Annotated in this window: 12 protein-coding genes; 4 read left to right on the top strand and 8 right to left on the bottom strand. The window is 65.1% G+C overall.

The annotated features are described in order from the left end of the window. Positions 1 to 58: 58 nt before the first annotated feature. The gene (gene msrB, locus ACWFRF_RS06840; protein WP_378626732.1) at positions 59 to 487 is read left to right on the top strand and encodes a peptide-methionine (R)-S-oxide reductase MsrB; all 429 of its coding nucleotides are present in this window, start codon (positions 59 to 61) and stop codon (positions 485 to 487) included. Between the two features lie 3 nt (positions 488 to 490). On the opposite strand, the gene ACWFRF_RS06835 is transcribed toward msrB, so the two are convergent. The 4 genes from ACWFRF_RS06835 to ACWFRF_RS06820 form a co-directional block, all read right to left on the bottom strand. Beyond that, positions 491 to 2,308, bottom strand: a complete 1,818-nt coding sequence (locus ACWFRF_RS06835; RefSeq protein ID WP_452449164.1) for a glycosyl transferase — start codon at positions 2,306 to 2,308, stop codon at positions 491 to 493. 180 nt (positions 2,309 to 2,488) lie between these two features. Next, positions 2,489 to 3,184 (bottom strand): hydrogen peroxide-dependent heme synthase, encoded by a 696-nt coding sequence (hemQ, locus tag ACWFRF_RS06830; protein WP_452449163.1) that lies wholly within the window; start codon positions 3,182 to 3,184, stop codon positions 2,489 to 2,491. 43 nt (positions 3,185 to 3,227) lie between these two features. After that, positions 3,228 to 3,386: a hypothetical protein gene (locus ACWFRF_RS06825; RefSeq protein WP_378626730.1), complete on the bottom strand. Its 159-nt coding sequence runs from the start codon at positions 3,384 to 3,386 to the stop codon at positions 3,228 to 3,230. A 53-nt stretch (positions 3,387 to 3,439) separates the two neighbouring features. Beyond that, the gene (locus ACWFRF_RS06820) at positions 3,440 to 4,402 is read right to left on the bottom strand and encodes an oxidoreductase (protein ID WP_452449162.1); all 963 of its coding nucleotides are present in this window, start codon (positions 4,400 to 4,402) and stop codon (positions 3,440 to 3,442) included. A 55-nt stretch (positions 4,403 to 4,457) separates the two neighbouring features. Here ACWFRF_RS06820 and ACWFRF_RS06815 point away from each other — a divergent pair, with 55 nt between their 5' ends. After that, the gene (locus tag ACWFRF_RS06815; RefSeq protein ID WP_452449161.1) at positions 4,458 to 4,865 is read left to right on the top strand and encodes a MerR family transcriptional regulator; all 408 of its coding nucleotides are present in this window, start codon (positions 4,458 to 4,460) and stop codon (positions 4,863 to 4,865) included. Between the two features lie 45 nt (positions 4,866 to 4,910). Here ACWFRF_RS06815 and ACWFRF_RS06810 read toward each other — a convergent pair whose 3' ends face one another. The 3 genes from ACWFRF_RS06810 to hemE form a co-directional block, all read right to left on the bottom strand. Next, positions 4,911 to 5,501, bottom strand: coding sequence for an HAD family hydrolase (locus tag ACWFRF_RS06810; protein WP_379316744.1), 591 nt, complete (start codon positions 5,499 to 5,501; stop codon positions 4,911 to 4,913). 149 nt (positions 5,502 to 5,650) lie between these two features. Beyond that, positions 5,651 to 7,012 carry a protoporphyrinogen oxidase gene (locus ACWFRF_RS06805; protein ID WP_452449160.1) on the bottom strand — a complete coding sequence of 454 codons (1,362 nt, stop codon included), beginning with the start codon at positions 7,010 to 7,012 and terminating at the stop codon, positions 5,651 to 5,653. A 93-nt stretch (positions 7,013 to 7,105) separates the two neighbouring features. Continuing rightward, a complete protein-coding gene (hemE, locus tag ACWFRF_RS06800; RefSeq protein WP_378988691.1) occupies positions 7,106 to 8,161 on the bottom strand; it encodes a uroporphyrinogen decarboxylase in 1,056 nt (351 codons plus the stop codon). Positions 8,162 to 8,478: 317 nt separating this feature from the next. Between hemE and ACWFRF_RS06795 the strand changes: the two genes are divergently transcribed. Continuing rightward, the gene (locus ACWFRF_RS06795; RefSeq protein ID WP_378989124.1) at positions 8,479 to 9,030 is read left to right on the top strand and encodes a DUF3000 domain-containing protein; all 552 of its coding nucleotides are present in this window, start codon (positions 8,479 to 8,481) and stop codon (positions 9,028 to 9,030) included. Positions 9,031 to 9,052: 22 nt separating this feature from the next. Continuing rightward, a complete protein-coding gene (locus ACWFRF_RS06790) occupies positions 9,053 to 10,303 on the top strand; it encodes an HRDC domain-containing protein (protein ID WP_452449159.1) in 1,251 nt (416 codons plus the stop codon). A gap of 1,503 nt (positions 10,304 to 11,806) precedes the next feature. Here the strand turns inward: ACWFRF_RS06790 and ACWFRF_RS06785 are convergent. Beyond that, the coding region (locus ACWFRF_RS06785) for a DUF6531 domain-containing protein (protein ID WP_452449158.1) at positions 11,807 to 15,376 on the bottom strand (3,570 nt) is incomplete at its 5' end.

Here is a 15,376-nt window from a genome sequence, read left to right as displayed (position 1 = left end):
ACCGGCCGGTGACGCACCGCTCACGGCGCGCACCGGCCGAAACCATTAGCGTGGAGCCATGAGTTCCGATACTTCGTTGCCCACGCCGCGCATCCAGCTGACGCCGCAGCAATGGCGGGCGAAACTGGATCCCGAGGAATACGCGGTCCTGCGCGAGGCCGCCACCGAGCGTCCGTTCATCGGCGAATACACCGACACCAAGACCGAGGGCGTCTACACCTGTCGCGCCTGCGACGCCGAATTGTTCCGCAGCACAGAGAAATTCGACTCGCACTGCGGATGGCCGTCGTTCTTCGATCCCGCCGATTCCGACGCGGTGATCCTCAAGCCCGACGACACCCTGGGGATGCGCCGGGTCGAGGTGGTCTGCGCGAACTGCCACAGTCACCTCGGGCACGTCTTCGAAGGGGAGGGCTACCCGACGCCCACCGACCAGCGCTACTGCATCAACTCGATCTCGTTGCGCCTGAAGCCCGCCGCCGAATAGCGGTCACACGAGACCGCGCACGTCCCACACCCACACACCGCCCACCTGCTCGGCCGGTACGCCGAGCAGGTCGTCCACGGTGCGACGCAGGGCATCATCGCCCTGTGACGGCGGCAGCACCAGCACATCGGCGCCCCAGTAACGCAGGTCCGCGACGGCCTGCTCGCGCCGAGCTCGGTCGATGACCGGAACCGTACCGGTCTTGCGGACCAGCATGAGCAGAACGGCGGTGGATCGGGGGTCGGCGCCATAACCGGCCCCACGGTCCGCGCCGACCGGGCCGACGAAGTAGCCGCCGACGAGCGGGAAGGCGAAGTCGGCGTCGATCTGCCATCGCAGCGCGATCGAATCTCCCGAGGTGGGCGGCGGTACGATCACCACCGAGCCGTCCGAGACGTACTGCCGCACAGTGCCGTCGGCGAAGAACGCGGGCGTCTGGGGGCGTTCGGTGACGGGCAGCACGGTCGGCGCGATGGGCAGCAGCGCGAAGGCCAGGGCACAGAACCAGGCAACGGGTCGCCGCCGCGTGGCAGCGGTGCGCAGCGATTCGATCGCCCGCTGAGTGCCGAGGACCAGAACTATCGCGATGGCCGGAATGGCTATCATGGCCAACCGCGATTCGATCATCCCGTTCAGCGGCGAGATCCATCCGAAGGCCAGCCACGGCATCGGAATCATCGAATACTCACCCTCGCCGAAACGCACGACGCCGTCGAAGGACAGCACAATGCCCATCGACAGCGTCGTGAACACCACCCCGACGATCACGGCGGCCCGCACGATGCGCTCACGCCGCAGGTAGAACACGGCCGCGGCGACGAGCAGCAGTAGGGGCCAACCGAAGTAGGTGTTGTCCTCGGTCGGATTGATGCTCACATCGGGGCCGAACGAGAACATGCTGCCCGCCGATTCCGGCGAGAACTGCACCAGCGACAGGATGTCGTTGCCGACCCGTCCGATCCCCACGAATCGATACGACTGCGGTCCGGCGAACTGCCACCACAGCCCGAAACCGGTGAGCGTCAGCGTGATCAGCGCCGCGAGCAGTATCGACGGGGCCGCCGCGCGCGCTGTGCGCGCGATGGCGCGCGGGGTGCGCAAGTAGGCCAGGGCGAAGACCGCGAAGCCGAGCGCGAAGATCAGCAGCGGCTCCTCACCCAGCGTGAGCTGCAGCGCGACCAGCAGTCCGAGCGCGACGGCGGCGCGTGGCTGCCAGACGGGTCGCGCCCCAACGGTGTTCTCCGCGTGCCTTGCCATCCTGATGACCCGCACAGCGATGAGCGGGAGCAACACCAGAAAGACGAAATTCGCGTGCCCGTTGGTGTGCGCGATCATCGCGGGTGCGAAGCCGCAGAACAATCCGCCGATGGCCGCGGCGAATTTCGAGCTCACCAGCTCGCGCGAGAATGCCCAGTACCAGGCGAACGCTGTGCTGAACAGGCCGAATGTCAGCGCCGACACGAAGGTGACGGTGGGCCCGAACAGCAGCGTGATCGGGGTGAACGGCACCCCCCAGCCGTACATGAGGGTATTGGCCATCATGTTGATGCCGTCGGGATAGTTCTGCAGCTCGGTGCTGAACGGACTGTCGAGGTGGGTGAGGTTTCGCGCGGTGATGGCGTAGAACCACTCGTACAGCGTCTGGTCCTGATCACTCTTGCTCAGGTAACCACTGCTCGGGTTCCACCACAGCCCGGCGAGGACGAAGACCGCGAGCGACAGGTAGCAACCGGCGACGATCAGGTCGGTGCGCGCCGAGCGCAGCCACTGCACCGGAGTTCGCCGCGACTCGACCGTTTCCGGTGCGGTTCGATCGGTCACTGCTGTGTCGGATCGACCCTCTTCGGTTCGATCCGTTCCCCACCCTGATACCACGCGCGAATCTCTCTCACCCTCAACGCCACAATCGGCCCGCTCACGATACTCGAGCGGGAGACCGCGGCGATACCAGGCCGAGGAGAAAGGCCCTCTCCACGAGAGGGCCTTCGGTGTTTGCGCCGCTTACGGCAGTGCGGTGAGCAACTGTTCGACCTCGACGCGCGGACCGGTGAAGAACGGCACCTCTTCGCGCACGTGCAACCGCGCCTCGGTGGCCCGCAGGTCACGCATCAGGTCCACGATCCGGTGCAACTCGGGGGCCTCGAAGGCGAGGATCCACTCGTAGTCGCCCAGCGCCATCGAGCTCACGGTGTTGGCCCGCACGTCCGGATATCCGCGCGCGGCCTTGCCGTGATCGGCGAGCATCTTGCGCCGCTCCTCGTCGGGGAGCAGGTACCACTCGTAGGACCGCACGAACGGGTAGACGCAGATGTAGTTCCCCGCGTCCTCGCCTGCCAGGAACGCCGGAATGTGGCTCTTGTTGAACTCCGCGGGCCGGTGCACCGCCACATTGCTCCAGACCGGCGCACTCGCCCTGCCCAGCTCGGTGGTCCGCCGGAAATCGGAGTACGCGGCCTGCAGGTCCTCGACCCGCTCGGCATGTGTCCACAGCATGAAATCGGCGTCGGCCCGCAGCCCCGCCACGTCGTAGATCCCGCGCAGCACCACGCCCTTGTCGGCGAGTCCGTCGAAGAACTCCTGTGCCTCCTTGATCGCCCCGGCCCGGTCCTCACCGAGCACGCCCGGCTGAACCTGGAACACCGAGAACATCAGGTAGCGAATGGTGGAGTTGAGAGCCTGGTAGTCGAGTCGCGCCATGGATCTATGGTGCCACTGCGGCGTTTTCGCCCGCGGTCGGGGCTCAGTCCCCTACCGGTCTGCTCGCCCGCCACGGCGACGACTCGTCACTGCCGAACACCGAGGTCACCGTCGTCGCCTCACCGTCGTGAAGTTCGACCGGCCCGAGATCGGGATCGAGAATCAGGCTTCGCTCGTTGCGCTGCTCACCGGCAATGGTCACAGCGGGCGATCATGCAGTACCGCTATCGCCGATGCCCGCTGACACGCCGCTGGTCAGCCGGAGAAGCTGTCAAGTCCGGTGAGCTCACTGGACAGGGTCCAGAGACGGGCGGCGGCAGCGGGGTCGACGGCCCACGGTTTCACACCGCCGGCGAGCATGTCGTCGTCGGTGGCGACTTCGGCGACATCGCAGTCCTGGCAATACGCACCGCCGTGCCGCGCCAGCGCTGCGGCGGTCGCCGCCCAGACTGCGGTCGCCGCCCCCTGCGCCGGGGTTTTGAAGCCCTCGGCCTGGTGACCGTCACTGCCGATCCAGCCCTGCGAGATCTGTTCCGCACGGGCGATATGGCGTTGAAGTGGCGTGAGGATGCTGCCCGGGTGCACGGAGTACGCGTTGATCCCCGCTGCCGCGCCGATCGCGTCGAGGTGGGTGGCGAACAGCGCGTTGGCGGTTTTGGACTGACCGTAGGCTCTCCAGATGTCGTAGTCGCGGCTGAAATGTAGGTCGTTCCAGCGGATACCGGACAGGAAGTGGCCCGACGATGCCACCGCCACCACACGAGCCCCGCTCCGGGCCAGCGCCGGACGCAAACGGTTGACCAGTGCGAAGTGCCCGAGATGATTGATCGCGAAGTGCGCTTCCCAGCCCGGCCCGACATCCCGGCATGGGTAGGCCATCACCCCGGCGTTCGCGATGATGACGTCGATGCTCCGGCCGGTATCGAGAAAACGTTCACTGAACACCCGCACACTGTCGAGATCGGCCAGGTCGAGTTCATCGACCTCCGCGTTATCGATGTCGCACAGCGCTTTTCGCGCCGCTTCGACCCGGCGGGCCGGCACGACCACCTGCGCCCCGGCATGCGCCAACGCCGCGGTGGCCTCCTTGCCGAGACCTGAGTAACCACCGGTGACCAGGACCGTCTTTCCCGTCAGATCGACGCCGTCGACGACCTCGTCGACCGTGGTGCGCGGTCCGAACCCGCTACCGATTCTGTGCTGTTCTGTGATCGCCATGCGCTGACGGTAAAATCTAGAGTGCGATCTAGGTCAAGCTGTGAGGACGCATGAGATGAACGGGTTGTCTATCGGTGACGTCGGGCGGGCCACCGGCCTCGGGGTGCACGCCTTGCGATACTTCGAACGGGAAGAACTTCTGTTGCGCCCGATCCCCCGGTCTCCCGGCGGACAGCGCGTCTACGCACCGGCCGACGTCGAATGGCTCCTGCTCTGCAACCGCCTCCGCGAGTCCGGCATGCCGATCGCGACCTTGCGAGTCTTCGCCGGGCTCGTTCGCTCGGGGCCGGGAAACGAGCAGGAGCGACTGGCGTTGCTCGAGGCCCACGAACAGTCCGTCCGTGACAGGCTGGCCGAGCTGGCGGCCGACCTCGAGGTGATCCACAACAAGGTCGTTATTTATCGCAAGCATGTCGAAGAGGGCACCGCGGTCGGAGTCTGGTCCCCCGAGCCACCGAGCTGACAGACGGCGATATTCGTTCCGTGGCAGCTGCGCGGCCGGCCACGACTAGCTTCCGCCGTTCGCGCTGAGTACCGCCAGATCTTCGATCCCTCGGTAGTGAATGCCGGTCATGCCGAGAGACCGTGCGGCGGAGACGTTTTCCGGCCGGTCGTCGATGAACACGCAGCGGTTCGGTGCGACACCGGCCGCTTCAGCAGCGATCTCGTAGATGCGCAAGTCCGGTTTCGCGATGCCGACGGCCGCACTGCTGATCACGGTGTCGGCGAAATCGGTGAGACGCATCCGGGCCAGATGGATGTCGAGGTTGTCCATCGCGTTGGTGACCAGGACCAGCGGGACGCGGGCGCGGACCTCTGTCAGCAGATCCCTGACCTGCTCATCGACCCAGAAGTCGACCGCGGCGAAGGCGTCGACCGCCCGGACCGCATCGGGGTGACCGCCGAGCGCGGCGGTGATCGAAGCCAGCCACTGCTCGGCGGTGATCTGTCCGAGTATGGCCGGGCGGATCTGTTCCGGGGCGAAGGCGGTGGCCAGCACGGGCAGCCCGTAGTGCTCCTCGATGTCGCACTGACGGTCGTGGTCGAATTGACGGAGCACGCCATCCAGATCACACAGCACCGCTTCGAATCTCTGCATCGTCCCAGTCTGCCTGTGCCGCTGGGTGACTCACAGCGATCACGCGGCGCCGGTATCGCCTGCCGCCGAGGACACGCCACGAAACCGGGCCGGAGCGAGGTACCGGAATGGATCGGCCCACATATATCCGGTCGCCGCCGGCATCGGGATCAGCGCTGCGTGCTGGCGATGTATGCGGTAGCCACGCGTTCTGCGGCGGCGGTTCCCGACGCGACGCAGGCGGGAACACCGACGCCGTGCAGGTAGGCGCCCGCTACCGCGATGCCGTCGAGGGGGGCGATAGCCGACTCGAGAGCCGCGATCCGCTCGGTATGGCCGGGGGCGTACTGCGGAAGGCCACCGGGCCACCGTTGGACGACCGCTTCGATCGGGGTGATCGGGATGCCGGTGACGGTGGACAGGTCGGCGACAGCCGCCGCGATGAGGTCGTCGTCGGTCCAGGAGAGCGGCTTGTCGTCGCCGAGCCGGCCGAAGGAGGCGCGGACCAGCGCGACGTCACGCTCGGCCAGATGAGGCCATTTGCGGCTGGACAGGGTGAACGCCTTGGCGCGCAAGGGTTCTCCGGTGGCGACCAGGATGCCGGAGTTGTCCGGTAGCGCGGTGTCGCGTGGCAGGGCCATCGCGACCAGCGCCGACGAGGACAGTTCGATGCCCGCGGCGGCTCGGGCGGCCTCGGGCGCCACGTAGTGCAGCAGGCGGGCGGTCACCGGGGCGGGCGTAGCGATGACGACACCTTCGACGGCGCCGATCGGGTCGACCACCCAGCCATGGGGTCCGCGGGCGATTCTGGTCGCGGCCGTGGTCGCGACGAAACGCGCGTCCGAAGCCTCGGTCAGTGCGGCCAGCAGGGCTCCGTAGCCGTCGCGCAGCCCACCGAATACCGGGTCCGAGCTGGGCGCGGGCATCGCCGCACCCGCAGCCTCCGTAAGACTCGACGCGCCGTCGTCGAGCGCTGCGGCAAGGGTGGGTAACGCGGCGCGGACACCGATCGAAGCACTGATTCCCGCATAAACCCCGCCCAGCAACGGATCGACGCTCCGCTCGACCACCTGCCTGCCGAACCGGTCACCCACCAGAGTCTGCACGTCGATGTCGCAGCCTCGATCCCAGCGAAGCGGCCGCTCCGGCTCCGTGGCGACCCGGGCGAGCGTCGCATCGTCGACCAGCCCGCGCAGCGACTCGGCATCAGACGGAATCCCCATCAGGGTGCGCCCCGGCAACGGATGCGCCGACCCCTGCGCCCAGATCAGCGGCCGTTTCCCCGCGGGCCGCACCAACTGGTCGGCCAGGCCGAGTTCGCTCATCAACTCGATCACCTCGGGCCTGCGCCCCACGAAGGCCTCGGCACCAAGATCTACTGGCCCACCGGCCAATTCACGAGTGTGCAGCACGCCGCCGACCCGTCCGCTCTGCTCGAGCACGACGATGTCGGTGTCCTCCCCCAACCGCTGCCGCAACCGATAAGCCGCGACGAGCCCGCTGACTCCGCCCCCGATAACCGCGATCCGCATGTACCGACCGTAGCCGTGCGACACGTCGCCCTGTGCGACGCACCGGCTCCGATGTCGGCTGGGTCACCAGCGCGTCTGGTTCGTGAGCCGAAGCTACAGGGAGTGCACCAACTCGACCAGGGCGGTCAGCACGCCGGGATCGGTGTCGGGCAGCACGCCGTGGCCCAGGTTGAAGATGTGCCCGGTCGCACCGAGTGTGATCGCCTCGTCGGCTTCGCGCACGATCCGCCGCGTCTCGGCCTCGACAGCGTCGAACCCGGCGAACAGGATCGCGGGATCCAGATTGCCCTGCAAGCCTTTTCCGGCACCGACCCGGCGCACCGCATCGGTGAGCGGCACCCGCCAGTCGACACCGACCACATCGGCACCGGCCTCACCCATGGCACCCAGCAGTTCGCCCGTGCCGACGCCGAAGTGAATGCGCGGCACCCCGGCCGAGGCCACCTCGGCGAACACCCGCTCCGAATGCGGCAGCACGTACTCGCGGTAGTCGGCCAGCGAGAGCGCGCCCGCCCAGGAATCGAACAGCTGCACCGCGTCGACCCCGGCCGACAACTGGGCCTGCAGGAACGCGATGGTGATGTCGGTCAGGGCGCCGAGCAGGGCGTGCCAAGTCTTCGGGTCGGCGTGCATCATCGCCTTGGTGCGCTCGTGCTGCTTGCTCGGCCCACCTTCCACCAGGTAGGAGGCGAGGGTGAACGGGGCGCCCGCGAAACCGATGAGCGGGGTGTCGCCGAGCGCGCCGGTGAGCAGTCGCACACCTTCGGTGACCGCGCCGACCTCTTCGGGGCGCAGCCGCGGCAGCGCGCGCACGTCGGCTTCGGTGCGCACCGGGGAGGCGATGACCGGGCCGACACCGGGCACGATGTCGAGGTCGATCCCCGCGGCCTTGAGCGGAACAACGATGTCGGAGAACAGGATTGCCGCGTCGACGCCGTGGCGGCGGATCGGCTGCATGGTGATCTCACACACCAGCTCCGGGTCGAAACACGACTCGAGCATGCCGATGCCCTTGCGCAGTTCGCGGTACTCCGGCAGCGACCGGCCGGCCTGACGCATGAACCACACCGGGCGCCTGCTGGGCGTCGCGCCGGTGGCGGCGGCCAGGAAAGGGGCATCGGTCAACCGGCGGCGGGTGTAAGTGCTCATCGCCGTTCATCCTAAGCGTCGAGCCCGCGGGAACCTCACGCCCCGGCGGGTGTGGGACCGACCACACGTTCCACCGATCGAGTCGTCGATACCCGCCGACCCCGCTCACATCGCACATCGTGCATCGCGCCGACGCCGAGAATGCACCCTACGCAACGCGACCCGCACGCAACGCGCACGGCGGCGCGCCTCCGACGGCGCCGGGCACCCACGGTCTACCGTTCCTCCTCGTGACACCGCTCGACATCCGCGACGGCGCCGCACCGACCGGGGGAACGCCCCGCGAGCCTGCTTCTTTTCGGGCGGCGGTCGATGCGATGGGCACCGCAACAGTGCACCCCCGAATCGAGCTGGCGCCGATCCGTCCCCCGCAACGGTTGGCGCCGTTCTCCTATGCGCTCGGGGCGGAGGTCATCCACCCCGACAGTCCGGTGGTGCCCACCGACTCCGAGGGCGACGCGTTCGGCAGGCTGATCCTGCTCCACGACCCCGACGGCGACGAGGCCTGGAACGGTGTGTTCCGGCTCGTCGCCTACATCCAGGCCGACATCGACGCCGCATTGGCCGCCGACCCCCTCTTACCCGAGGTGGCGTGGAGCTGGCTGGTCGACTCCCTCGAATCGCGCGGCGAAGCGTTCACCGCCCTCGGCGGCACGGTCACCGCGACCAGTTCGGTCCGCTACGGCGATATCGCGGGCCCACCCCGCGCGCACCAGCTCGAACTGCGCGCGTCGTGGACGGCCACGACCACCGAGATGCGCCGACACGTCGAGGCATTCTGCGAAGTGCTGGCCTTCGCCGCCGGGTTACCCCCCGCCGGGGTCACTCATTTACGACCGGAGTCCTATACCCGCACCGATCGCCCTTGATCGCCACGTAGAGTTCACGTTTATGTCGGTCGCCGAGGAACCCACCGCAGCAGAGCCCCTGCTCGCCCCTGCCGAGGGGGTTCCACCTGTGCTGGCGACCGCCGACGAGGTCGCCGCGGCCGCCAAAACCCTCGCCGCGGGCACCGGTCCCCTGGCTGTCGACGCCGAACGCGCGTCCGGTTTCCGCTATTCGGCCCGGGCGTACCTGATCCAGCTCCGCCGTGAGGGCGCGGGCTCGTTCCTCATCGACCCGATTCCCGTCACCGACGCGCTGACCCCGCTGGCCGAGGCGATCAACGACCTCGAATGGGTCCTGCACTCCGCCGACCAGGACCTGCCCGGCCTCGCCGAACTGGGTTTGCGCCCCGCCCGCCTGTTCGACACCGAACTCGGCGGCCGCATCGCCGGCTACGAACGCGTCGGCCTGGCCGCGATGGTCGAAAACCTCCTCGGCCGCTCCCTGCGCAAGGGCCACGGCGCCGCCGACTGGTCGAGCCGCCCGCTGCCCGACGAATGGCTCAACTACGCCGCCCTCGACGTCGAACTACTCCTCGAACTCCGCGACACCGTCGCCGCCGACCTCGACACCCAGGGCAAACTCGACTGGGCCGCAGAGGAATTCGAGCACGTCCGCACCATGGACCCGCCCGCTCCGAAAGCCGACCGCTGGCGCCGCACCTCCGGCATCCACACCCTGCGCCGCACCCGTCAACTGGCGATCGTGCGCGAACTGTGGACCACCCGCGACGAACTCGCCCGCGCCCGCGACGTCGCCCCCGCCCGCATCCTGCCCGACTCGGCCATCGTCACCGCCGCCACCAGCGAACCCCGCTCGATCGCCCAACTGCGCACCCTCCCCGTCTTCGGCGGCCCCCGCCAGCGCCGCTACTCGCGCGACTGGCTGGCCGCCGTCGAACGAGGCCGCACCCTCCCCGACAAGCAACTCCCCCCACTCACCCTCCCCTTCGACGGCCCGCCCCCGGTCAACCGCTGGGAACGCCGCGACCCCATCGCCGCCGCCCGCCTCACCACCGCCCGCGGCGCCATGGGCGAACTCTCCACCGAACACTCCATCCCGGTAGAGAACCTCCTGTCCCCCGAACTGGTCCGCCGTCTCTGCTGGGACGGACTCCCCGACTACAAGAACGTCGGCACTCCCGAAGAGTTGTCCGCGAAGATCGAGGCCTTCCTCCTCGCCGGCGGTGCGCGCCCATGGCAACGCACCCTCGCGGTTCCGGCCTTGACAAGCGCACTGACTCCGGCATCCGACTAATCCGGCACCGGCCGAGGTTGGTCGGCAAGCGGACATCACCGCCGCGCACTTGCTTATCGCGATTGGCTTCCCTCAGCGCAAGGTGCAAGCCGACACGGTCTGCGAACTGCTTCACGATCGGTGCCGTCTGCCAGGATTCCGTCGGCTGCTGTCGACGGCGTCGCAACCGGATTCGCCTCAGCGAGAGCTGCGGCAATAGGTTTCGGCCCGTACGCATACGATCAACCTCACATATTCACGTTCGTGGGTCGCAAGATTGATCTCCCAAGCGTAGTCCGGCGAGAATTCCCTACCCTCCTCATTTGCCGCGGCCACAACATCAGTACCAGCGTGCGTCATGTGTGGATTTCATCACGAAAGTTCAGATCCTTCCGCCCGACCAGACCACCGCGAGCTTCGGTCGCGGTGAGGAAGACATCGAAATAGATCTTCTCGTCGCTCTTCTATTTCGAAACAAAGCTTTCCCCGCCGCACCCCCCGGTTGGAATGCGGGCAATTCGCAGGTGCCCCGCGAATGAATTCTCTACCAGGACCGAGTTACTTGCAGAATATATCCAGAACTCTGGATCTCGATCGAATATCTCATCAAAATGACTCAATATAAAGTCGGTCCCAACCTCAACCGTCGGCAATGTGAGACTACTCCAGAATATTAGCACTCGGCCGTCCCCGGGCAGGAATCTACGCAAGGCGCTGGCCGATTTTTCAATACTAGATTCGATATCTGCAAGAATGAGCGATTCCTGCTTCGAACCCATTTGACCGTACCATCGGAATTCCGCGGAAACCGACCAAGGCTCGCTCGCTCGCACGCAACATGATCATGGACATCGAGCAGCCGTACTCCGGTCCTGCCAATCCACGAACGATGGCGACCACCTTCGTGTCGAGCGAGTCTAACCAGCGTTTTCGGCAACAGATCGGGCCGCGATCCGTACAGATCTTCGATTGTCACACGTCGCCTCCCATTAGTCGCGGAAGTAGAAATGTTGGAAATCTATATTCAGCTAGAACATTAGCAGTGCACCATAAGGAGCCATATATTTGATGCCAGGTCCACTAAATCCAAAAGGCCACGGTTTGGTATTCCATTTCGTAGACGCGTAGGCAATTCACGAGATCGTTCGATACGATTGCAACGTCGTTCTCCCTCACATCGAATAGCTCGTCTATCCATTCGCTAGACGAAGCCAAGCACTCCGCCCACGGAAAGTGTTCCATTCCCGTGCGGAACAGGAATTCTTGCCCAATACCCGATAATTCCAAAATCTGCCTACGCCACTCGGACACCTCTGTCGTATCTAGCGTGTGGTCGGCCTGCGATTGCGGAACAGCGTCCATGCTTGTACACGAAATGAAGTACTCCCTCATGCGAATTGGAATATCGCCGTTGGTACGGTACCGAACTATTTCGATGTTCCGGAATCGAACCAATAGTCGATCTGCCAATTTTCGCTCACGAAGCAACGCCAGCTTGCTGCGAAGTTCCTCACTCGTCATCTACTACTCTCCCGTATAGTACAAGTGGTGGTCACCACCGACCGACTTGTAAATCTTACCCCGCATGTCTTGGCTATTCGGGCCGATTACGTTTACGTCTTCCTGCGGTTGACCGGCATGGAAGTGCGGGTGAGGAGCTTGTGGGTCATTGGTGTGCTCTACGATTACTCGACTTCCTTCAGGCGTTTCATACTGATAGTAACGCCCGTGAGCACCTGGATTTTCCGAGTAGTGATAATTGCTGTGATTTTGCCTATTGTAGTCGTCACCGACCTCCCATTGATGAGTTGGCTGCTGAGAACGAGGAACGCCGGCGCGATCCAGTGCTGCGTTAAATGCCTCTCGCCGGGAATCAAAATATTGGTTGTCCTTACACGCGAGCCCTAGAGGATCGAGCCACGTAAGCGGATTATGAGGATAGATATTGGGATTGGGAGACGGCGAGAGCCCCAACGGATCCTGTGTAAGGTACCTAGCCGACTCCGGATCGTAATACCGATGGTAGTTATAGTGAAGACCTGTTTCGGTGTCGTATTGTTGCCCCTGGAACCGATGGGGCATTTCAGGGCCAGTCCACACGGTTCTACCCCAGAGAGTGCTGGTGGCCGTTGAGGCGATTTCGCCGCTGACGGGGTCGGCGAGATGAGTGGGGCTGCCTTGCAGGTTGGTGACTATTGCCCAGAATTGGCCGTCGACCGATTGGGTGAGAGGGATGTGGGACGTGGGATGGTTGGTCCAGGTGTGGATTCGGACGTATGAAGGGGTAGTGGTGGATTGTTCGGTGAGGTGGACTCCGTCCCAGGCGAATTCGGTGCGGGTTTCGCTGCCGTGATGTTGTTTGGTCGTACGTCGGCCGAAGGGGTCGTAGGTGTAGGTCCAGGTGGCGTTGTCGGGGGTACTGACTTCAATGAGTTGGTCAAAAGCGTTATAGCGATAGTGCCAGATGGCGGGTTTGCGGGAGATCCGGGTTTTCTCTTTGCGGATGAGGCGGCCGGCGGTGTCGTAGTGGAAGCGCGTGCGGCCGGCGCGTACGAGGAGATTCTCGCGGTACTCGAACCGCGAATCACTCGCAGGTTCGGCGGGGTTATATTCGGGGACAACGGGATCAGATGGTGCCGGTAACGTGTAAATGTCGGCGGTGACGAGGTTCGACAGAGCGTCGTAGCTGTACTGCTCGGAGGCACCGCCGCCTGGAACATCGATGTGAGTTATGCGCCCGATCGCATCGAGGGTGTAGTCGCGCCGACGTCTGCTGGAGGGTGTCGTGATGGTGTGGCTGGTAATGTATCCGTCTGGGCGCCAAACATATTCGTCGCGTTCGAGTAGCCGGATCGGGTCAGCGGTGCGGGGGTCGAGTTGGATGAGTTCGCGGCTGAGGGTGTGACCGGCGGGGCTATAGGTGTTGTGTTGGCCTATTCCGACGGTGTGCCAACTGTTTTGGCGGCCGTTCGAATCATGGGTGAAGTCGAATCGGTGGCCGTTGGTGGTCATGGCGGCGATCCGACCGGTCGGGGTGTGTTCGTAGTCGGTCGCTGCGCCGCTCGGGGTTGTATACCGAACGCGGCGGCCGTGCTCGTCGTAATCGTAAGTGAGGGGGCGTCCGTCGACGTGTTGGGTCAAGACTCGTCCAGCCGGCGAGTAGGCGAAGGTGACCGCGTGAATAGTGTCGTCGTACACACCATTTCGGGCTGTGGTGAGTTGTCCGGTCTGGGTATATGCGTTGGTGATCCATTCGCCGGTATCGGTGCTGACGCCGGCGAACCTGCCGAGGATGTCATAAGTGTGGCGGCGTTGGACCCCGGTGGGTGTGGTGATGATGGCGGGCCGATTGAGGAGGTCGTGTTCGGTCTGGGTAACTGAGCCGTTGTAGTCGGTTTCGGTGCAGACGTTGCCGGACGGGTCGTATTCGTAGGTCCAGGTGTCGCCGAGGGGGTTGGTGACCGAGGTGAGTCGACGTTCGGTGTCGTGGGTGTAGGAAGTAACTGCACCATCAGCGGTTTCGCGGGTGGCGACCAGATCGAAAGTGCCGTAGGTGTAGCGGGTGATGGCGCCGATCTGGTTGGTGTGGGTGAGCAGGTTCGCTTCGCTGTCATAGGCCCACGACTGTGCGGTGCCGTCAGCATCGTTGCGCGACACCAGCTTTCCCTCGACCGAGTACTCCTTGGTGCTGATGTTGCCGAGGGGATCGGTGATTGTGACCGGTCGGCCGAACATGTCGCGCTCGACGGTGGTGACAGCGTTCCCAGGTTCGGTGATTCGGATCGGTAGCCCGGCGACATCGACATCAATACTGGCGGCGGCACCGGTCGAGAGCGTGATCGACGCCGGAGCACCGCACGGGTGGTGGGTGTAAGCGGTCGAGACGCCGTCGGCGTCGGTGATGGTGGTGAGATTGCCGGTCTCATCATAAGTGCGGGTGATGGTGGTGCCGTCGACATCGGTGATCGTGGCAGGACGTCGCGGTGCGGCGTAGCTGACTGTGATGGAAGCATTGTCGGGGCGTCGAACCAGGACCAGGTCACCGTCGGGGTTGAAGAGGTAGATGGTGGTGTTGGCGTAGGCGTCGACGTAGCGGACCGGTTGGCGGTACTCGTTGTAGTCGGTGATCGATGTCGCGCCGCGTGGGTCGATCAGGTTGCGCAGGCAGAGGTCTTCGTCGAATTCGAAGGTGGTGGTGGCGCCGAGGGAGTTCGTATGGTGGGTGCGCGAGCGCCCGAATTCGGGAAGCGGTTCATACGCGAAAGTCGCTGACAGGATGCCGTCGGTGCCAACCTGCTTGATGACCCGTCCGGATCGGTCGTAGCTGTTGTGCATTTCTGTGCCGCGGGAGTCGCGCCATGACAGCATGCGGTGTTGTTCGTCGTAGCTGAAGGTCGTAGTCGCGGCGACACCGTTGGTCACGGCGACGAGATGACCTGCCGTGTAGCCGAATTCGCGGACAATGGTTTCGAGCGCTTCACCGGTCGGGGTCGTACCGAGCACTGTCAGGGCGGTAACACGGTCGTCGGTGGTGTCGATCCGGACGCGGTACCCGCCGGAGTGGGTGACTTCGGTTGGTTGGCCGGTGTCGCTGTAATGGAAGGTGATTCGGTTGTGGTGGCGATCGGTGATCTCGGTGATCGGATAGTTGCCGAGGGGGGTTTCCGAACCGGCCGACGCTGCGGTGGGCCGAAAGCTCCAGGTGAGCTCGCGGTCTGGGTCGTGAACTGAGTATCCGCCTGTTTCGGTGCGGGTCATGGTTGCGCGAATGCCCTTGTGTACCGGACGAACTGGGAGGCCCGGGGCGGTGTGGGGGAACTGCCACAGCTCACCGTCGGGTCCGACGAAGCGGACTCCGACCTGGTCGACTTCGACCCGCATATCCAGTGTCGCGGCCCAGGAAGGCCCGAACCATCGGCCGAAGCGATACGAAGAACGATGGCGGCGGGTCAACACCAACGCCAACACCCCAGGCAGCTCGATATCGGTTGCGGGGAGCAGGAACTCGCCGGTCGCGACGTCGACCGGGTCACCACAGTCGGTGGTTTGCTTCGCGGTCTTGTTCAGGTCCGGCTTCTCGGAGCCGGACTGGTC

It is taken from the genome of Nocardia sp. NPDC055165 (assembly GCF_053606985.1).
Note: the sequence above shows the minus strand (reverse complement) of the source record. Positions and strands in the feature narration are given on the sequence as shown.

Coding starts and splice junctions, on each gene's coding strand:
- ACWFRF_RS06810 (WP_379316744.1), bottom strand. CDS start 5,501: ATGCAGAGATTCGAAGCGGTGCTGTGTGATCTGGATGGCGTGCTCCGT.
- ACWFRF_RS06795 (WP_378989124.1), top strand. CDS start 8,479: ATGGGCACCGCAACAGTGCACCCCCGAATCGAGCTGGCGCCGATCCGT.
- ACWFRF_RS06820 (WP_452449162.1), bottom strand. CDS start 4,402: ATGGCGATCACAGAACAGCACAGAATCGGTAGCGGGTTCGGACCGCGC.
- hemQ (WP_452449163.1), bottom strand. CDS start 3,184: ATGGCGCGACTCGACTACCAGGCTCTCAACTCCACCATTCGCTACCTG.
- ACWFRF_RS06805 (WP_452449160.1), bottom strand. CDS start 7,012: ATGCGGATCGCGGTTATCGGGGGCGGAGTCAGCGGGCTCGTCGCGGCT.
- ACWFRF_RS06815 (WP_452449161.1), top strand. CDS start 4,458: ATGAACGGGTTGTCTATCGGTGACGTCGGGCGGGCCACCGGCCTCGGG.
- ACWFRF_RS06790 (WP_452449159.1), top strand. CDS start 9,053: ATGTCGGTCGCCGAGGAACCCACCGCAGCAGAGCCCCTGCTCGCCCCT.
- msrB (WP_378626732.1), top strand. CDS start 59: ATGAGTTCCGATACTTCGTTGCCCACGCCGCGCATCCAGCTGACGCCG.
- hemE (WP_378988691.1), bottom strand. CDS start 8,161: ATGAGCACTTACACCCGCCGCCGGTTGACCGATGCCCCTTTCCTGGCC.